This window comes from Psychrobacillus sp. INOP01, from assembly GCF_018140925.1.
Lineage (GTDB): Bacteria > Bacillota > Bacilli > Bacillales_A > Planococcaceae > Psychrobacillus.
In genome coordinates, this window is sequence record NZ_CP073315.1 from 4166867 (window position 1) to 4186881 (window position 20015).

Sequence of the window (20015 nt, forward strand, 5' to 3'; positions counted from 1 at the left end):
TATATACGATTCAATTTGAAGAAGGTTTCATTTTCAACAAATATTAAACGATATCTGACTCCATAGTGGTATAGCCCTTTAGCTCATCAAAGAATTCGATTCTAAAAGCATTAGTATGAGATAGAGGGGAGACTCCTTTTTGAATATATTCTAAAAACTCCTCCAGTCGATTTGTATCGCCTTCTATATCAATAACGATAAGTTTGTCGTCCGTTTGTTTGCAACTGCCTTTTAATCCAAGGGATTGAGCTTTTTGTTTCACTAAAAATCGAAAACCTACTCCATCTACATCGCCATGCATTTGAATATAAGCACGTTTTTTCATAACATAGTCTCCTAATTTAAAGTTAATAGTATTAACTATAACTTAACTTAAAAAGTAGGAATTTTCAATTTATAAATTCTTAAGACGTATAAGTAGACATTTTATATAAGAACAGTAAAATATGAGTTAATAAAAAATGTTAGAGGCGATGAAAATGTTTGAAGTAATTTACATGAAAGCGGACTATGAGCCATGGTGGCTTTTTGAAGGTTGGGAACAGCATATTATAGAAAAACACGCTTTTGAACATGAAACAGAGGCGCGGTCCTTTTTAGATAGGAAACTCATAGAATTACGTGGTATATTTCCTAAAGAAAAAAGTAAGCATAATATGTATTGGGCTTTTTGGTCAGAAAAGGAACAATGCTTTTGTGAATCATGTGATGATGATTTGCAAATATATCATGGCTTGATCTGGAATGATCTCAGAGAAACAATTTAGAATTGTAAAAATACTCATTGACTAAATTGTAGCAGCTGATATAATTTAATTAACAATTCAAAGTGAAAAATACCGTAATTATTATTCACATATCCTATGAAGTGATCGATGTGAGATCGGTACTTCATGGAATATGTGAATTTTTTTCACGTATTGATTAATTTTTTGGAGGTAATAGAATGAAACAAGGTACAGTAAAATGGTTTAACGCAGAAAAAGGATTTGGGTTTATCGAAGTTGAAGGAGAAAATGACGTATTCGTACACTTCTCAGCAATCCAAGGAGAAGGCTTCAAATCACTTGAAGAAGGCCAAAAAGTTGAATTTGAAGTAGTTGAAGGTAACCGCGGACCTCAAGCTGCAAACGTTACAAAACTATAAGAGTACAAAGAAGCACACCTTAATGATGTGCTTCTTTTTCATTTTATATATTCAATAACTGAGGATACTGTAAATGGATCTTCAGACGTATTTGAGACATAATCTCGTTGAATTTCCCCATAATCCTCGGCAAAATATTTCCTCATAAGATTTCCTTGTTCATCTATTTTTTCCAATACAATTACGTTTTCGAAAGTCTGTAAATCAGTTTCCACTGTTGTTGTTGCCGAAGTTATTCGCCAACCATTAAATTCATTTCCAACTTCTAAAGGCAATTCCAAATAGACGGAGATGTCCTCCATTGTTTTTAGTTCCTCAAGAGATGGATTAGCTTCTTCATATGCTTCGCTTTGTTCATTGATAAGAGTAATTTGGGTAGGTGATATTTTATAATATCTTCTCGTAACCGTACCGCCATTATCTTCATACGTAGCTACGTAATTATCGTATAGATAGTGGGTCTTTAATGTAAAAGTGGCATATTCGTTGCCTACTCCTTTAAATTTTGCAGTGGAATTATCCTTTAAAAAATAATGCTTTAAATTTGTTCCTTCTTCTATGCCTATTTGAGTCTGTGCTTTTGATGATTCATGAGGTTCTGATGACTGTTCATTCGTACAAGAAAAAAGAAAAATAATTGGAATTAACATTACTAAAAGGTTTTTCATTATAATCCTCCTCCCTCATAGTATAAGTCTTCCTTCTTAGATTACATCCTTGTAGGAGGATTAGACGCAAGAAAGCCAATAATGTTTCAAATTGTCTTTTTTTTGGTATAGTGAAAAGAGAAAGGGGATAGGACCATGAATGTAGAACTCAAAAAAGAATTACCAACCTATGAGGAACAGCAAGACTTCTATATAAAATTACGTTCTAAAATCACAGACTATGTAGATAGTAAATCAGGTAAAGTAGGAAAGTTTACTCCATATCTTTTGTTTGCGCCGGATTTATTTCATTTATTGGTGAAGTCGTTGTTTGATGATCGATTAGATGCTAAGAGTAAAACACTTGTTGGTAGTGGGATATTGTATTTCATTACTCCGATAGATGTATTACCTGAAGGATTGGTAGGACCAGGTGGTTTTATCGACGACATTATTGTAGCTACCTTTGTAGTGAATATGTTATTAAATAAATTTTCGCCAGAAGTGATTGAAGAGCATTGGGCTGGAAATGAGAAATTATTAGACGTACTGAAGAAGGTTTCCGAAACAAGTGATACATTACTAGGGAAATTACCGACAAGATCATTACTCGGTAGATTTATCAAAACATCAAAAAAAGGGTGAGGAAACTAAAGTTTACCTCTCCCTTTTTCTCTTATATAAGTTAAAGCATTTTATGTTTTGCAGCTAGTGTATATCTTAAAGATTTTGTGATTCTTTCCACTCTAGGAACTCATCGTAAGTCAATTGTTTATCTAAAATTGAACCGTCTTCGCGGATTTCAATTACGCGATTTGCAATTGTTTGGATGAACTGATGGTCATGAGATGTGAAAATCATAGCACCTTTGAATAATGTAAGGCCATTATTTAATGCTTGAATAGACTCAAGATCCAAGTGATTCGTTGGTTCGTCTAGTAATAATACATTCGATTCCGAAAGCATCATTTTAGAAAGCATGCAACGAACTTTTTCTCCACCTGAAAGAACTGAAGGTTTTTTCTTAACTTCTTCCCCTGAGAAAAGCATACGACCTAGGAATCCTCGTAGAAATGTTTCGCTTTCATCATCAGGCGAATACTGACGTAACCAGTCTACTAGCGATGGTTCACTGCCTTCAAAGTACTTTGCATTGTCAAGCGGGAAGTAGGCACGGGTTGTAGTAATACCCCAACGTATTGAACCTTCGTTTGGTTCTTCTTCCTCAGCTAGAATACGTAATAATGCTGACTTCGCTAATTCATCACCTAGGAGAATAATTTTGTCTTCTTTATTCATCGTAAAGCTCAAATTGGTGAAGAGTTTTTTGTCTTCTGTAGAATGACCTAAATCTTGAACTTGTAAAACATCATTTCCGATTTCACGTTTCATCGCAAAGTTTACATATGGATATTTACGAGACGACGGTCTGATATCATCGAGTTCTATTTTGTCTAGCATTTTCTTACGAGATGTTGCTTGTTTGGATTTAGAGGCATTGGCACTAAATCGAGCAATGAATGCCTGTAGCTCTTTAATTTTCTCTTCTTTTTTACTATTTTGATCTGAAGCTAATTTGGAAGCCAGTTGACTTGATTCATACCAGAAATCATAGTTTCCAACGTAAACTTGAATTTTACTGAAATCTAAATCCGCAATATGTGTACATACTTTGTTCAAGAAATGACGGTCATGGGATACTACGATTACAGTATTATCAAAGTTAATAAGGAAATCTTCCAGCCATTGAATAGCTTTAATGTCTAAATGGTTAGTAGGCTCATCTAGTAATAGTACATCTGGTTTACCAAAAAGGGCTTGAGATAAAAGAACTTTTACCTTTTCCGAACCAGTTAAATCAGCCATTTTCTTTTGGTGCATGTCATCAGGAATACCAAGACCTTGTAAAAGTATTGCTGCTTCTGATTCCGCTTCCCAACCATTCAAGTCAGCAAATTCGCCTTCTAATTCGGCTGCACGCATACCATCTTCATCTGAAAAATCCTCTTTCATGTAGATAGCATTTTTTTCATTCATTACTTCATATAAACGTTTGTGCCCCATCATAACTGTTTCTAAAACAGTGTACTCTTCGTATTCGAAGTGATTTTGTTTTAAAATTGCTAAACGTTCATCTGGGTTCATAATGACATTGCCTTCTTGTGCCTCAATTTCACCAGACAAAATTTTGATAAATGTTGACTTACCTGCTCCATTTGCACCAATCAATCCATAACAGTTTCCTGGTGTAAACTTTATATTTACGTCTTCGAACAATTTACGGTCACCAAAACGAAGACTTATGTTACTTACTGCAATCATGCTAGTACCTCCTAAAATTCACAATGTATTTATTATAGCATGAAATATGAACAAATTCTATAAATCGTTGATTTTATAGGGTTTGAAGGTACTTCAATAAATGACTTGCCCCAAAATTGGATCCATTAGCTTGTAAGCTTGACTGAACAGGGATTCAGATCCTACTTCTAACTCCGCTATTATAATAATAAACATCTCTTATTCCCAAAAAATACTACTATTTAAGTAATATATTACCTTTATAATAGCAAAAGTAACTACTTTATTATTAGGAGTGTTTTTGTGAGAAGATGGGTAATTATGGCATTCGGATTCTTTGCTTTTGCAATGTATGGACAAAATGTGCAAGCTGCCGAATGGCAACAAGGTGAAGTATTCACAGGATTGTTTGATGAAAAAGTTAAAAGTACACATGTTTTAACACTTGAAGAAGATGCACGCGTGACATTTACGCTACGGGATGGCAAATCTGGATACACTGTTATTCTTTCCAATAGCACGAAGCAGCGTATTGCGTCAATTGCGAGGAAGCCAGAAGCTGGCAATAAAGAAAGCACTGTGCAGTCGGTTAATTTAAAGGCAGGCACATATAATGTGCTCGTTTCTGCTTATTTCTATAATAGAGGGGATTATACGTTAACTTATGAAACGAGCCAAATTGAAGGTACAGATGTAGAGCCTAACAACGAGAAATCAGAAGCAAATCCATATAAGCTTGGAGACACATACGAAGGGGCTTTGTACGGTATGGGTATCTCATCTGATTACGACATTTACAAAGTAGAAATCCCGAGGTTTGGAAAAGTAAAGCTTCATGCACAAGCGACAGAAGGAACGACAGTCAATAGCTTTGGCTTTGATATGGAAGCGGTCAATGAAGAAAATGCCAATATGTTCAAACTAAAAAATATTCGTGATTCAAATGAGCTCGAAGTGTTACTTCAACCAGGGACCTATTATTTCAAGATTAAGTTAAATGTCTCCGATCAAGCAATAGCACATTACACGTTCTCAACGAGTTTTGAACCTTTAGATGAACATGTTTGGGAAAGCGGACGCAATCTTCAAATAGCAAGTGCAGATGTGCTCGCCAATAACATAACCTATAGGGGCTTTTTATATAGTAGAGGAGTCAATTATTCGCAATCGAACGATTATTACAAGTTTACACTAGTAAAAGATGCCAAAGTGATGTTTATCGCGAATGCACAAAAAAGCTTAGGTGCTCTCATTTTTTTAGATGAAAAAGGAAGTCAACTTTCAACTGGAGGTTATGCAACCAGTGATACTAGAAATATCGTTGCGACGAGAGTGTTAGAAGCAGGTACATATTATGTGGAATACCTCCCAGCTTTCGGAGTAGAAGGTTATGAAGAATACGATCTTACAATGCGAATTGAACGCTTTTCAGATGTGCCTGCTACACATATGTATTATAAACAAATAGAAGCACTCGCACAGCAAGGTATTAATAAGGGCTATCCCGACGGGAAGTTCCTTCCGAATGAAGCTATAAAGCGTAAGCATGTTTTTGTCTTTTTAAGTCGTATTGAGGGACTTGAATTAACGAAAATCCGCACGATGAAAACATTTAAAGATTTGAAATTATCTCATCCAGCTTATGCACCTATGAAAGCATTTTATGAGGCAGGAATCATCGATGGAAGTGGGTCCAACATGAATCCAGAGTCTAACTTAACACGCGGTCAAATGGCCAAAATTTTAGTAAATACATTTGACTTAAAAATGAAAGGTGAAGGATTTGCTTTTCGTGATGTTAATTCATCGAATGGTTTTCATAACTATATTCAAATTTTAGCAAGTAATGGAATTACAATAGGGTCAAACGGCAAATTTATGCCAAACGAGCCTATCACAAGACAACATTTCTCGGTATTTTTACATCGAACATTAGAAGTCATAAAATAACTAAAGCGATCATGTGAAAACATGGTCGTTTTTGTATTCTTCACACAAGAATCTGAAATGGTAAAATGGGACTCGTTGAATATAATTGTTTTAGTAAATGCAAAGTCCCCAGAAACAATTTTAACAATGTAACTGAGGACTATTTGTGTAGTAATCTATTTCCAGTTTTTCTCTATAAATTCATCTCGGCCTGATTGTGCACGATCCTCTTTATAGTGTGAAGGGCTTTTTTTATAGTAGTCTTGATGATATTCTTCCGCTTCATAAAATGTTTTAGCTTCTCGAATTTCGGTAACAATAGGCTTAGAGAATTTTCCACTTGCTGCAAGCTGTTTTTTCGATTGCTCCGCAAGCTCTCTTTGTTCATCCGAATGAATAAATATGGCAGTGCGATAACTTTCTCCACGATCTTGAAATTGACCGCCATCATCGGTAGGATCAATTTGTTGCCAAAATATTTCTAATAATTGGTTGTATGAGAAAATGCTCGGATCAAATTGTATTTCTACAACCTCTAGATGACCAGAATCACCTTTTTTTACATCTTCATATGTAGGGTTATCTAGTTGTCCACCCATGTATCCAGAAGTTACCTTATGTATGCCGTCCCATGTATCGAATGGTTTTACCATGCACCAAAAACATCCGCCTGCAAAAGTTGCTTTTTCTATCATGTTCATTCCTCCTATTAATCTCACGTATTGAAATTTACTTTATGTAAAATAGATTTTACCACTTGTTTTGTAGTAGTACAAAAATCCGAAACTTTTTTGAGAAGAAATACGTTATTATTAAGGTATAAAGGAGAGATTTAAAGATGGAAGAAGAATTACAACAAACTAGAAGACGTCGAAGAAAAAGACGTCCAAGAATAGGGCGTATTATATTTGTTTTTTTACTGTTTTTAGCTATAGGAATTGGTATTTATACATTTACTCAATATTCTATTGGCTATAAATTAGCGGATACAGCACAAAAGGATCCAATGGATTTCGAAGGGGACGTACTTAAACAAGGCGACCGTGAAAATATCTTGGTTCTAGGTGTGGATTCAAGAGGGGAAGATAAGTCACGTACAGATACCATGATGATTTTTTCTTGGGATAAGCAAAATAATGACGTAAAAGCTATATCTTTCATGCGGGATATATATGCCGATATCCCAGGTTATCAATCCTATAAATTAAATACAGCCTTTTACTTAGATGGAGTACAGTTATTGAAAGATACTATTCAAGAAATGTTCGACTTACCAATTCACCACTATGCATTAATTGATTTTAAGAGCTTTGAATCTCTAGTTGATATAATTTCACCAAATGGCGTGCCAGTAAATGTAGAAAAGGATATGTCTGAAAAAATTGGTGTTACGCTCAAAAAAGGACAACAGAATCTAAACGGACAAGAATTACTTGGTTATGCGCGTTTTCGTTCGGATGCTGAAGGAGACTTTGGACGTGTAGGTAGGCAACAGCTTGTGATGGAAGTCCTAAAGGATGAGTTGTTATCAATAGAAAATATTCCAAATTTACCAAAATTCATAGGGGCGACTGAGGGATATATCCAAACAGATTATTCTCGTTCAGACAAAACAAAACGAGTGTTAGATGCAGTTGTAAGTGGTAAGTTAGAAATGGAAAAAATGACAATCCCAGTGGAAGGAACTTATTCATTTAAGAACTATAGTCATGCTGGATCAGTCATTGTACTCGATAAAGAAATGAATAAAGAGGCAATTACAGAGTTTTTAGAAAAATAAATTGCTTTAAGATTGCCATATTTATTTTTCCTCCGTAAAATAAATATATATAGAAAGGAAGTTTGATAGAAGTGGAGCCAGAAAAACCTTCTTTTTTTTCTACGAGATACATAAAATTTTTAGGTGGACGTAATACAGTCTTTTCATTAGTTCTTTTAATCATGATAGGTCTTGTTATTATGATTTATGATGAAATTTCCTTTATTTTCGTACCATTGACGGTCTTTCTGGGTAATGTAATATTGCCAATTATTTTAGCTGTTATTGTGTATTACTTATTAAGACCGATATTGCGTTTATTGGAAAAAATAAAAATTAAACGTGTCTGGGGAATTCTTATTATTTTCTTAGTATTGATCGGGTTAATAACTTTACTAGTGTTTCTAGTATTTCCTTTTCTAAAGGGGCAAGTCTTTAAGTTAGCTGAAGAGTTACCAACTTATTTTATCCAGCTATTTAACGACTTAGATAACTTTTTGCGAACATCAATTTTCCAGGAATATTATTTACAAATAGAGAATGATGTTACTTCGGTGTTAAATGGCCTTCCAGCTGAAATTGGAGACTTTGTTCAAAATACTGTTACTGGAATTGCAACTGGAATTTCCTCCATTGTGGGAGTTTTAACAAGCTTTGTGTTAGCTATTGTAACTGTTCCATTTATAGTTTTTTATCTATTAAAAGATGGAGAAAAATTACCTAACTATGTAATGAAGCTATTTCCTCCAAGAATGCGGGATGATTTACAGGAGGTATTTACTGGAATAGATAGACAAATTAGTTCTTATATTCAGGGACAGATACTAGTATCTATGTGTATCGGACTAATGATATATATTGGATTTACTATTATTCAAATGCCATATGCACTTTTACTTGGAGTAATAGCGATGGTTACAAGTGTTGTACCTTATTTGGGCCCAGTTATTGCTATTACACCAGCAGCAATTATTGCGTTAGTAACCTCACCATTATTGCTTATAGGATTAGCAATCGTTTGGACAATTGTACAATTAATAGAAGGGAAGTTTATTTCCCCACAAATTATGGGTAAATCATTACATGTTCACCCAATTACCATTATTTTTGTCCTTATAACTGCTGGTGCATTATTTGGAGTACCAGGTGTTATATTAGGTATTCCGGGATATGCCATTTTGAAAGTTATCGTTTCTCACTTTTATACATTGTTTAAAAAACGATATAATAAGTTTGAACCAGTTATTGAAAATCATTATGAGTATACAAATCACAAGGTGGATTGAGAGAAATGGCGAAGAAATTTGAATCTTCCATAGAAGTAAAATCTATAAAGATAGACACGGTTGTTGATCATCCTTATATTGAACATGGTATTAATCTGTCGGGTACTATTTATATAGAAGGAGTACACGATGAATCGGTTGAAAATATAAAATTAGAGGTATTTAAACTTACTGATGGTGAATCTCCCAAAATCGTCTCGAAGCACTCAATTGAGTTAGTAGGTGCAGCTGCATCAAAGGATATGCAAATGATTCCATTTGAGATTATGCCAGACGAAAGATGGATTCCAGATAGTAACGAGAAAGTAACGAAACTCATTTTAAGAACGACAGTATTATTCGAAAATGGATCTGAGTATAACGATGAAGACGAGATATATTTTGATATTGAAGAATGATATTTGAAACTCCAGCATTGAGCTGGAGTTTTTTCTTTAGGAAACCAACTACATAAAAATATTTAGTATAAACAGTTAAAGGTTGTGCACTCTAATAATAAATTGGGAGGCAACTAACGATGATTAAACAATTGTTTTCAATACTAATTATTTCATGTTTCATACTTACAGCGTGTGGATCTCAAAGGGAATCCAATGAACCTGCAAACCCTGAGACACAATTAAATGGGCAAGATAAAGATATTCCAAACACTGGTAATGAAGAAGTAAACGAAGAAAATGATGTAGGAATTCCGAAAATAGAAGGTTTCAATGATCCGACTATTGAAAAACCAGTCGAAAAACCAGCTGAAAATAACGATTGAATTGTATGAATAGTTATGCTATTATTTATTTAACTAATTTGAACGGAGGTGAAGAAAGAATGAAAAACGCTATGAATGCACAATTATTTATGTTGGAATTTTTATCAACTTCTTGTGCAATTACTCATGAAAATGCTCTCAACGGGACAGGTCTGTCCATTTTTAGTCATTTTCATAGTAATAATCATAGCTGAGAAGTCATTCTTTCTAATCCAATTTGGTATTGAAAAGACTGTTCTTTTTAGACAGTCTTTTTTTGTTGCGAAAAAAAGACTTGCTTCCAGCTCATAAAGAATTGAAAGGAAGCGTTCATAATGATATGTACAATACAAAATATAACTAAAATGCTCGGAGGAAATACAATTTTTGAGAGCTTGTCGCTGGAGATTAAAACCGGAGATAGGTTAGCCATTGTTGGTCGAAATGGAACCGGTAAAACTACTTTATTCAAATTGTTGGCCGGTATTGAAAAACCTGACGAGGGATCTATTTACTTTAAGAAAGGTACATCAATCGGTTATCTGGCTCAAATACCAACCTATTCAGAAGAGGTAACTGGTCTTGGTGTTCTCCATTTCGCTTTTCAAAATATTACGGAGTTGCAAAAGCAATTGATCCAAATGGAACAACAAATGGCAACACTAGAGCCCCGAGAGATGGAACGTCTGCTCCAACAATACGGAGAAATTCAAGAACAGTTCACCCTTTTAGGCGGTTATACAATGGATTCTGAAATTGAAAAAGTAGTGCAAGGACTTCAGCTTGCGGGATTCATAAATCAATCATTTGCTAATTTAAGTGGTGGAGAACAGACGAAAATAATGCTAGGAAGGATACTGCTATCGAATCCGGATATTTTATTGTTGGATGAACCAACCAATCATCTAGATTTATTTGCAGTGGAATGGCTGGAGCAATATCTGATTAGCTATTCAGGAACTGTTGTTATCATTGCACATGACCGTTATTTCTTAGATAAGGTTGTGACCAAGATTGCAGATTTAGAGGAAGGGGAGCTTACTCTTTATCATGGAAATTATTCTTCTTTTATTTTGGAAAAGGAAGCTAGATTAATGCGCGAATTCCAGGAGTATGAGGAACAGCAGAAAAAGATCAAAAAAATGAAAGAAGCGATAAGACGTCTAAGACAGTGGGCAAATGAAGCAATGCCACCAAATCCAAAATTATTTCGCCAGGCACGTAATATGGAAAGAGCACTAGAACGAATGGTGAAAGTGCGAAAACCACTAGTTGATCCGAAAAAGATGGAGCTGTCATTTGAATTTGCATCTAGAAGTGGTAAAGAAGTAGTTATGATGAAAAATGTTTATAAATCATTTGGTGAGAAGGTCTTGTTAAAAAATGCACAGCTTAATCTTTACTGGAAAGACCGGGTTTCGATAGTAGGTCGAAATGGTTCTGGTAAATCCACTATATTAAACCTATTGCGTGGGGAAATACTACCCGATAATGGAGAAGCAAGTTTAGGTAGTAATGTACGTGTGGGCTATTTATCCCAGCATTTTGAGATTCAGGATCCGAAGGCTAGGCTAATTGATGTATTTCGAAGTGAGTTAAACATGGTTGAGGGGGATGCTCGCCATATTCTTGCGAAGTTTATGTTCTATGGACCAGATGTATTCAAACGAATAGGTGATTTAAGTGGTGGGGAACGTATGAGACTTCGCTTAGCGCAGCTCATGCATCAGGATATTAACCTACTGATTCTTGATGAACCGACGAACCATCTAGATATCGATTCCAGAGAGGTTCTTGAAGATGCTTTAGCGGATTTTGATGGAACTATTTTAGCAGTATCTCATGACAGATATTTTTTAAATAAATTATTTCCGAAAACTGTCTGGTTGGAACAGGGCGAGCTAACTACTTTTGAAGGACCTTATGAATGGGCTCGGATAAAGTGGGAGGAAATGCTGTTGAAGCAAGTAGCAATTGAAATTCCAATAAAAAAAGAAAAGGCAGTAAAACCAATTAATACACGAGGAGATGAACGAAAGATTGCGGAGGAAATTTTATCGTTAGAACAAGAAATTTCCTTATTAAAAGAGCAAGTAGAAATGGAAAGTGAATGGGAAGTATATGAAAGGCTTTTGGAATCTATCCAGAAAAAAGAATTGAAATTAGAAAATTTAACAATCGAATGGATAGAACTCGAAGATGATTCTAATTGTAATTGATGGTTTCTAATAGAAACTGCTCAAATATTTATAAAGAATCATTAACATTCATACGTTTGTCCTATATAATGAGATAAATACCCTATAAGATTAATTAGGTATATTGAAGGGTATATAATTATGATATAGAGAGAAGATGTAGAATGAGAAAATCAATTAAGTGGAAAATAATTGTTTCTGTTATGTTACTAATAATTGTTAGTATGGCACCTTTAATAACTATTAGTACGAACACTATAAGCGAAAAGACGGAAAAAGATTTAATTGATCAAAGCCATGTTATAGTTGATGGAATGTCCACAACGATTCAGAATTATTTAGCTGCATATGAAAAAGGGCTCCTACAATTATCCACTTCAAAAGATATTGTAGATTTTCAAAACAGTGCAAAAGAGACTGATGAAGTTTTAGCCAATCAACTAGAGAAGCAATTGGATACTAGGTTTAATGAATTTGTTTCTTTATATGACGCTGTAGCTTCTGTATATATAGCTCTACCAGATAAATCGATTAATATAATCCCAGAAGCAGACCTAGGAGCGGATTTTGATCCTTCCTCAAGGGAATGGTATATAAACGCTGTCTCAAACAAAGATAATTTCAGCTGGTCAAGACCTTTTGTAGATGCTGCTACTGGGGAATACGCTATTTCTGGTGCTAAAGCTGTTATAAAGGATGGTCAAGTGGTCGGTGTGCTTGCTATTGACCTTCTACTATCGAAGTTAACAGAAACGGTAGCAAACAATGAGTTAGGTTATGAAGGTTATCCGATTATTGTGGATGCGGATGGGAATGCTATTGTTCATCCAACTTTATTTGGTGAAAATTTATCCGAGTATTCATCCGTTGAAACGATGCTTTCTAGCTCCTCTGAAAGTGGAGATGTAACTGACGTAAATGATGGTACTATTACTGTATTTACCTCATTACCAGGATTAGATTGGAAACTAGGAGCTGTTTATGAGGAAAATAAGATAAATCAAACAGCCGACAGCATTCGTACATTGCTTATCACTATTGTATTATCTATTGAGGCAGTGATGTTTATTGTCTTATATTTCATCATCAGTCGTATTTTAAAACCAATCGAACAGCTAAAAAAGTTGATGGATTCTATTGCTGATGGAGATTTAACAGTTCAAGCAAAAATAAAATCCAAGGACGAAATTGGTCAGTTAGCAATAAACTTTAACAAAATGGCTACAAATATGAATGAAATTATTCAAGTAGTAAAAGAGTCTGCAAATAACGTGCAGTCGAATTCTGAAAGTTTAAGTGCAGTAGCGGAAGAAACAAATGCTTCTGCAGAACAAGTATCATTAGCTGTAAGTGAGATTGCAACTGGTGCCTCCAAATCAGCAGAAGATGCTGGAGAAGTAACTGAGAGTTCAGTTCACTTAAGTGAGCAAATCAATCTTATCAATGAAAAATCAGTAATGATGACTGATATAGCTACAAAAGCAAACTCCATGAATTCAAATGGACAAAACCAAATGAGTGAATTGAAAGCATCCTTTCATAACTGGGAATCTAATCTTACTTCGATGTCTACGTTGTTTACTACTTTAGAGGTTAAAGTAAAAGCGATTGGTAGTGTTATGGAAACTATTATGGAAATCTCTGCACAAACGAATCTACTCGCATTGAATGCAAGTATTGAAGCAGCTCGTGCAGGTGAGCATGGAAAAGGATTTGCAGTCGTTGCGGATGAAGTACGAAAACTTGCGGAGCAATCTGCAAAAGCAACAGAGCAAGTAAAACATACTATTACAGAGCTCCAAAGTGAATCCTATATTGTAGGGGAACAAATGGCAGACACAATCAAAACATTCCAAGAACAAGGATCTGTTGTAACTGATACAGAAGTGACATTCAGAGAAATTTCTTTACTGATGAATAGTTTGCAAACTTCCATTGATACAGTATCAGCAGAAATTGAACAGGTTTCCAACTATAAAGATCAAGTCGTAGATACAATTCAAGTGATGGCTGCAACTTCGGAGCAAACTGCTGCGGCATGTGAAGAAGTGAGTGCATCATCTGATGAGCAGCTACGAGCAATTCAATCGGTAGCGGAAGCCTCCGAGACCTTAACAGAGCTTAGTGATAAACTAGCAGATGCAGTGAACCGTTTCAAAGTTTAAAAGAAGTTGAATTATTCGAAAACAAGTGTTAATATTCTCTAATGAAGAACAATATAATTTAATAACTCTTATCAAGAGAAGCTGAGGGACATGGCCCGTTGAAGCTTCAGCAACCTCTGACTTGTCAGAAAGGTGCTAACTCCTACAAGATAATTTCTTGAAAGATAAGAATTGAGAGCAAAACGTTCACCCTCTTTTCTTATTTATAGGAAAGAGGGTTTTTGAATTTAAAGGAGGAGAACTACTTGCCAATAAATATACCAAAACAATTGCCAGCAGCTGAACATCTTAAAAGAGAAAAAATATTTATCATGGATACTGATCGAGCAATAGCCCAAGATATACGTCCATTAAACATTATTATCTTGAATCTAATGCCCGAAAAAGAGAAAACCGAACTTCAATTACTGCGGTTATTAGGGAATACTTCGCTACAAGTAAATGTAACATTTCTACATATGGCAACACATGATTCAAAAAATGTTAGTAAAACGCATTTGGATACTTTCTATACGACGTTCAAGGAGATAGAACATCGAAAATATGATGGGATGATCATCACAGGTGCTCCAATTGAGCATCTACAATTTGAACACGTTAATTATTGGAGTGAAATGACTGAAATAATGGACTGGTCCAAAACACATGTGACTTCTGTTCTGCATATTTGTTGGGGGGCGCAGGCAGCTCTTTATCATCATTATGGTATTGGTAAATATGGCTTGCCGAAAAAATGTTTTGGGGTATTTAGTCATCGGTTAACCGATCCAACTGTACAGTTAGTTCGAGGATTTAATGATGAATTTTACGCACCAGTGTCTCGTTACACAGCGGTGTCCTACGACGAGATTAAACAAGATCCTCGACTGGCATTGCTTTCCAATTCAGAAGATGCAGGTGTTTTCCTAGTAATATCCAAGGATAAAAAGCATATTATGATTACCGGTCACTTAGAATATGATGCAACTACACTTTCTGACGAGTATCAAAGAGATATTGAAAAAGGGGTGGAAATCGATATACCAGAAAATTATTTTCCGAATGATGATCCAACACAAAAACCATTGAATTCTTGGCGGTCACATACGCATTTGCTTTTTTCAAATTGGTTGAATTATTATGTGTACCAAGAAACTCCTTATGAGTGGGAATAACAATGGATTAAATATATATAAAGTACTGGTGACTTCATTAAATGAGTAATTTGGTTCAGAAGAGAAGATGTTGAGTACCTGGTTCTCGAACAATTCAAAATTCATTGAGAACCTGGTACCTTATATTGGTCTTGGGAAATTAAAGGAAATAACAAAAACAACCTGAGTCCAGCTAAATAACGGGCCCAGGTTGAAGAAAGATTTTCAATACTATAGGCGGTTTCCTACTTCAAATTACTTATTGAAATGGTATACATTCCAAATGTCAGGAGTTTCAGAGCCAATGTACCAAGCAGCTGCACCGCCTAGGTTAAATTGGTTAGCAAGGTTGATACGAAGTTTAATAGATTGTTTATCCTCCACCCATATTTGGTGCTTCTCCCGGTTTGCGGTATATTCTACATAATTTTGCTGGGTATTTTGATCCCAAACTTTTATAAGACGTTTTGAGGAGATAATTTGCTCCACCTCACTCATTGTGCGGTCGATACTTTTCACTTTTTTTGTCGTTAGATTAGTAACCCATTCTCTTGTGTAGAAGGGTACTGCCAAGATGATTTTGTGAGATGGTACGTCTTTAGTTAATAGTTCAACGCCTTCTTTAACCCATGGCATAGAAGCTACAGACCCCGCTACTGGACTACCTCCCCAATGCTCGTCATAACCCATCATAATGATGTAGTCAGCAACTTGACCTAATGCTTTACGGTCTAGACTTCCAGACCAAAAAGGATCCTTGTTTTCACGAGTAACGTCAACAGATACTTTAATTCCATGTGGCTGAAGTGCTTTTTTAAGTTCGGTTACGAAGCGGACAAAATCTTGCTTGTTTTTCGGATTGATATTTTCAAAGTCCACATTTATTCCATCGCTTTTTGTTTGGACTAAAGAATCTTTAAGCGTCGATACTAATTTTTGACGTTTTGCAGGATTACTTAATACTGAATCAGTTAAAACAGGGTCGAATTTATTCCCAATTAGTGGCCAAACTTTCTTGCCTTTGCTATGTGCATCCTTCAGATATTTTGTATCCGCTGTAATGGAAACAAAATTTCCTGTATTGCTTAAAGTATACCAACGGGGTGAAACCACATTTAAATTAGAATGGTTCAATTGTTGGGCATAATTTCGTGAACTTCCATTATACTTCCAACCCATGACGATTCGTTGCTGATTCTTTTGTTTTAAAAGTGATTTATTAATCCAGCCTTTTTTCCCACCTAACAACTGAACTTGTACGTAATAATCAGGAATGTTTAATTTTTGCCCGACAACTAGGTTTGAAGACTGTAGATTGTTCAATTTGGTTAAATCATTAATAGTTACTTCGAACTTTTTGGAAATTTTCCATAAAGTATCACCTTTTATAACAGTATATAGTTTGTGTGTTTGTGGAATTATTAATTTCTGTCCAATTCGGATTTCTGTCGAAGTAAGCTTGTTTGTCTTCTGAAGTTCACTTATTGGAATTCCGTATTGCTTTGAAATTTTCCATAATGTATTTCCAGAAATTACAGTATGCATTATAACGGTAGATGAGTCTCCAGAAGCAGTGGATAGGACAGGGAATTCTTCCCCTTTTTTTAAAGTGGTGATAATAGTCGAACCTTGTTTAGGTAAACTTAATACGTTAACGTTATCTATTTGAACAGTCCCTACTGAAAGTGAATTACCAGCAGCTGTACTCTGTATAGGTCCAAAACTTAAAAATAAGACAAATATAATAAAAATAGGAAGTACTTTTTTCACTTAAACCCATTCTCCTCTAGTTTGAAAGTAGTATTATAACTTTCATAGATTACTATGGATTTAAATTAATAGATACAGGTACTTTGTGGTAAGTTCACCAATGCAAAATGGGGAGTGGGGTTGATAGAATATACGGAAGGTGAGTATTCTTCTAGAGTAGTTCTGCTAACAATTATCTAGTAATCCATTGTTTATGGATAAGTGAAAATGGAAAGGGGTACTGGAGCAACCGGTCCAGCATCAATCAACCAAGTTTGTGTAGTCAATTCTAGAAGTAATAATGTTTCAGTAATTGACGGCTCTAACAATACTGTAATTGCTACTGTAGCAGTAGGAACCCCGTTCTTTTTTGGGACTGGGTTAATATAACGATTCGTACTTGAACATTTTTCTTGATTCTCTTTTAGTGAAAAAGATGAAATAAAAGTTATTCTGGTTTATTTTACTTTATACACTTTCTGACTAGGTAACTCTAGACAATTCAATTGTCCACCGTATACAGCTCCACCATCAATCCCGATGATTCTATTACTTCCAAAGTAGACATTGTAATTTTCTGGTTCTCCATGAAGTGAGTTTGTTTCTGTATGCCCGAATACGATAATCTTTTCCCCGTCATAATTTTTATGAAATTCGTCCCTAATCCACATTAAGACATGTGGATTTGTCTCAGAAATAGGTGTCGTAGGGTGTACACCCGCGTGGACAAAAATATAGTCGGAGGTTTCTATGTAATTTTCTAATCCTTGCACAAATTCTAAGTGTTGCTGTAGGACAACTGATTGTAAAATTGGTTTTTGAAATTTTTCTTCACTTACAGCAAGGTCATTCTCTGAGAAACCATAGCTAAATAAAGTTTTATCTCCACCGCACAACTTAACCCAATGGTTCCATGACCTTTCTACATCTGTCGTTAACGCTTTTATCATCATATCTTCATGATTCCCCTTCAGTAATTGAGCTCCACTTTCTTGTAAACTCATCACTTTTTCGATAACACCTTTTGCATTTGGACCTCGGTCCACGTAATCACCTAATAAGATTAATTGATCATTTTCAGGATCGTATTCTACTTCGCCAAGCAATTGTTCAAACTTCTCTAATTCACCGTGAATATCACTTATTACCAGGGTTCTTTTCATTTTTTTCGCTTCTCTCTAATTGGATATTTTCTATTATTAACTAATAACAGAGTAACTGCAAACTAGTATCTCCGTCTACTGTATATGTTTTTTAACTGAGTGCAATATATAACATCCCCCAGATTTCCTCGGGATGTCTGATGTTCACATATCTATTTCAGTATAATAGACCAAGATAACCATGTTAAAAGTTTTGAATGAATAGATACATAAAGTAATCTCCAAAGTACATATACAACTATCTATATCTTATTCTTTTTTGTCTGATAGTCGAGGCAGGTTCGTCGAAATGAATTAGATAAAATACACGAGCTAATTGTAGCGTCTAAGAAAGTACTTAATTAAGTTATATTTGGCGTCTTGTATACATTTGTTGTTCAATTATAAACTAAAAAGAGCTGCTCCTTTTATCTGAGCAGCTCTTTTTGTTAAGACTTGACTACTTGTATGCCTTTTGCTGATGGATCTTTGGATGGGGCTAATGCTTTTAATGTATATCTTGCGATTACTAAACCAATTGCTGTAATTCCTTCTGCTATTGGGAAGGCAAGCCAAATGTAATCACTGCCTAGATAGGTTGGTAATAACCATAATAGTGGTAAGAAAAGCACAATACTTCTGGAAATTATTATAATAGAAGAAAGTTTAATCTTTTTAATCGCCTGGTAGTATTCGGCATAAACTAGATTAAAACCTAAAAATAAATAGCCGATGAAAAACATGGAAATGCCTGTCTTCGTATAAGTAAAAACTTCTTCGGAGGTAACTCCGAATAACGAAACAATCACATCTCCGAACAACCAACCAACTAGTAATATACAAGCTCCGAATAAAATCCCTGTAATCACACCTAATTTCAAAAATTGCTGAAGTCGATTATATAACTTTGCTCCATAGTGAAAGCTAACAATAGGTTGGAGAGCCGCACCGATGCCGATAAATAGCATGATGAAAACCGCATGTAAATAATTCACAACAGCATATGAAGTAACACCAACTGCTCCAACAAAGTGCATAAACGTCACATTATACGCAATAATTGTCATTGCCGCAGAACCTTCTACAATAAAGCTTGGCAAACCGATTTTCAATATTTCAGTAACTGTCTTTAGCTCAAATCTTAAATTAGTAAATTTCAACATACTCGTTTTTCGAGTGAAATGGAGTAGTAAAACGAGTAGTCCAATAGCGGTTGATAGAACAGTAGCATAGGCAGCGCCTTCAACACCAAGATCCATTACAAAAATAAATAGATAGTTAAATACAATATTTAGAAGTGAAGTAGTTCCAAGTCCAAGCATCGCAAGCTTTGGATTTCCATCATTTCGTATAAAAATACTTAATATATTTTCCATCACATAAATGACACCAAACAGAAGGATAATATGAAGATAGTCTTTTACATAAGGGAAGATTTCATCACTTGCACCAAACAAATAAGCGATTTCTTTTTGCTTCCATAAACTTATAATTACTAGTACCCCAACAACGATTACTGCTAGGAAAAATGATTGTGTAAAGATGGAGCTTGCTTTTTTACTATTATTTTCTCCAAGTGAAATGGAATATAGCGTTGCTCCCCCCATCCCAATCCAGAGGGAAATGGATAGTAAAATAGAGAAAATAGGTACCGCTATGTTTATACCTGCAAGTGCTTCTGGTCCGATTCCATTACTAACGAAAATGCCGTCGACTAATATATTGACAGCCATTAGCAGCATTCCAAGTAAGGAAGGGATTAAATAAGTTAGAAATAATTTTTTGGTTGGCGTGTTTCTTAATGTTTCATTCATATT

20 protein-coding genes and 1 riboswitch are annotated in these 20015 nt (G+C 35.0%); of the genes, 13 read left to right on the forward strand and 7 right to left on the reverse strand.

Translation table 11 applies throughout. The features are described from left to right. Positions 1-43: 43 nt before the first annotated feature. Entirely contained in the window at positions 44-325 is a 282-nt protein-coding gene (locus tag KD050_RS20450; RefSeq protein ID WP_211894125.1) for an acylphosphatase, read from the reverse strand. A 154-nt stretch (positions 326-479) separates the two neighbouring features. On the opposite strand from KD050_RS20450, the gene KD050_RS20455 reads away from it, so the two are divergent. After that, the gene (locus KD050_RS20455; protein ID WP_211894126.1) at positions 480-767 is read left to right on the forward strand and encodes a DUF1033 family protein; all 288 of its coding nucleotides are present in this window, start codon (positions 480-482) and stop codon (positions 765-767) included. 179 nt (positions 768-946) lie between these two features. Continuing rightward, complete coding sequence (locus tag KD050_RS20460; protein WP_090561394.1) at positions 947-1147, forward strand: cold-shock protein; 201 nt, start codon at positions 947-949, stop codon at positions 1145-1147. Positions 1148-1185: 38 nt separating this feature from the next. Here the strand turns inward: KD050_RS20460 and KD050_RS20465 are convergent, their stop codons facing one another. Beyond that, complete coding sequence (locus KD050_RS20465; RefSeq protein ID WP_211894127.1) at positions 1186-1815, reverse strand: hypothetical protein; 630 nt, start codon at positions 1813-1815, stop codon at positions 1186-1188. A 135-nt stretch (positions 1816-1950) separates the two neighbouring features. On the opposite strand from KD050_RS20465, the gene KD050_RS20470 reads away from it, so the two are divergent. Further along, complete coding sequence (locus KD050_RS20470) at positions 1951-2439, forward strand: YkvA family protein (protein WP_211894128.1); 489 nt, start codon at positions 1951-1953, stop codon at positions 2437-2439. 75 nt (positions 2440-2514) lie between these two features. On the opposite strand, the gene KD050_RS20475 is transcribed toward KD050_RS20470, so the two are convergent. Next, the gene (locus KD050_RS20475; RefSeq protein ID WP_211894129.1) at positions 2515-4116 is read right to left on the reverse strand and encodes an ABC-F family ATP-binding cassette domain-containing protein; all 1602 of its coding nucleotides are present in this window, start codon (positions 4114-4116) and stop codon (positions 2515-2517) included. 282 nt (positions 4117-4398) lie between these two features. On the opposite strand from KD050_RS20475, the gene KD050_RS20480 reads away from it, so the two are divergent. Continuing rightward, complete coding sequence (locus KD050_RS20480; RefSeq protein ID WP_211894130.1) at positions 4399-6045, forward strand: S-layer homology domain-containing protein; 1647 nt, start codon at positions 4399-4401, stop codon at positions 6043-6045. Between the two features lie 155 nt (positions 6046-6200). Here the strand turns inward: KD050_RS20480 and msrA are convergent, their stop codons facing one another. Further along, positions 6201-6719, reverse strand: a complete 519-nt coding sequence (msrA, locus tag KD050_RS20485) for a peptide-methionine (S)-S-oxide reductase MsrA (protein ID WP_211894131.1) — start codon at positions 6717-6719, stop codon at positions 6201-6203. Positions 6720-6862: 143 nt separating this feature from the next. Here msrA and KD050_RS20490 point away from each other — a divergent pair, with 143 nt between their 5' ends. From KD050_RS20490 to metA, 8 genes are all read left to right on the forward strand, one after another. Continuing rightward, on the forward strand, positions 6863-7804 hold the full coding sequence (locus KD050_RS20490; protein WP_211894132.1) for an LCP family protein: 942 nt from the start codon (positions 6863-6865) through the stop codon (positions 7802-7804). Between the two features lie 71 nt (positions 7805-7875). Next, a complete protein-coding gene (locus tag KD050_RS20495) occupies positions 7876-9069 on the forward strand; it encodes an AI-2E family transporter (RefSeq protein ID WP_211894133.1) in 1194 nt (397 codons plus the stop codon). Positions 9070-9074: 5 nt separating this feature from the next. After that, the gene (locus KD050_RS20500; RefSeq protein ID WP_211894134.1) at positions 9075-9467 is read left to right on the forward strand and encodes a sporulation protein; all 393 of its coding nucleotides are present in this window, start codon (positions 9075-9077) and stop codon (positions 9465-9467) included. Between the two features lie 119 nt (positions 9468-9586). Beyond that, positions 9587-9832 carry a hypothetical protein gene (locus tag KD050_RS20505; RefSeq protein ID WP_211894135.1) on the forward strand — a complete coding sequence of 82 codons (246 nt, stop codon included), beginning with the start codon at positions 9587-9589 and terminating at the stop codon, positions 9830-9832. A 71-nt stretch (positions 9833-9903) separates the two neighbouring features. Beyond that, positions 9904-10026: an RAxF-45 family protein gene (locus KD050_RS21450; protein WP_370627244.1), complete on the forward strand. Its 123-nt coding sequence runs from the start codon at positions 9904-9906 to the stop codon at positions 10024-10026. Between the two features lie 120 nt (positions 10027-10146). Then, positions 10147-12030 carry a ribosomal protection-like ABC-F family protein gene (gene abc-f, locus KD050_RS20510; RefSeq protein WP_370627150.1) on the forward strand — a complete coding sequence of 628 codons (1884 nt, stop codon included), beginning with the start codon at positions 10147-10149 and terminating at the stop codon, positions 12028-12030. Positions 12031-12173: 143 nt separating this feature from the next. Next, entirely contained in the window at positions 12174-14174 is a 2001-nt protein-coding gene (locus KD050_RS20515) for a methyl-accepting chemotaxis protein (RefSeq protein ID WP_211894136.1), read from the forward strand. Between the two features lie 65 nt (positions 14175-14239). After that, a riboswitch (SAM riboswitch) is annotated at positions 14240-14345 on the forward strand. Positions 14346-14419: 74 nt separating this feature from the next. Beyond that, complete coding sequence (metA, locus tag KD050_RS20520; RefSeq protein ID WP_211894137.1) at positions 14420-15328, forward strand: homoserine O-acetyltransferase MetA; 909 nt, start codon at positions 14420-14422, stop codon at positions 15326-15328. A 234-nt stretch (positions 15329-15562) separates the two neighbouring features. Here the strand turns inward: metA and KD050_RS20525 are convergent, their stop codons facing one another. Then, a complete protein-coding gene (locus KD050_RS20525) occupies positions 15563-17077 on the reverse strand; it encodes a LysM peptidoglycan-binding domain-containing protein (protein WP_235753865.1) in 1515 nt (504 codons plus the stop codon). Positions 17078-17284: 207 nt separating this feature from the next. Between KD050_RS20525 and KD050_RS21335 the strand changes: the two genes are divergently transcribed. Continuing rightward, positions 17285-17446, forward strand: a complete 162-nt coding sequence (locus tag KD050_RS21335) for a hypothetical protein (RefSeq protein WP_235753866.1) — start codon at positions 17285-17287, stop codon at positions 17444-17446. Between the two features lie 68 nt (positions 17447-17514). Here the strand turns inward: KD050_RS21335 and KD050_RS20535 are convergent, their stop codons facing one another. After that, the gene (locus KD050_RS20535) at positions 17515-18219 is read right to left on the reverse strand and encodes a metallophosphoesterase family protein (RefSeq protein ID WP_211894138.1); all 705 of its coding nucleotides are present in this window, start codon (positions 18217-18219) and stop codon (positions 17515-17517) included. A gap of 428 nt (positions 18220-18647) precedes the next feature. Then, positions 18648-20012 carry an MATE family efflux transporter gene (locus KD050_RS20540; protein WP_211894139.1) on the reverse strand — a complete coding sequence of 455 codons (1365 nt, stop codon included), beginning with the start codon at positions 20010-20012 and terminating at the stop codon, positions 18648-18650. Between the last annotated feature and the right edge of the window lie 3 nt (positions 20013-20015).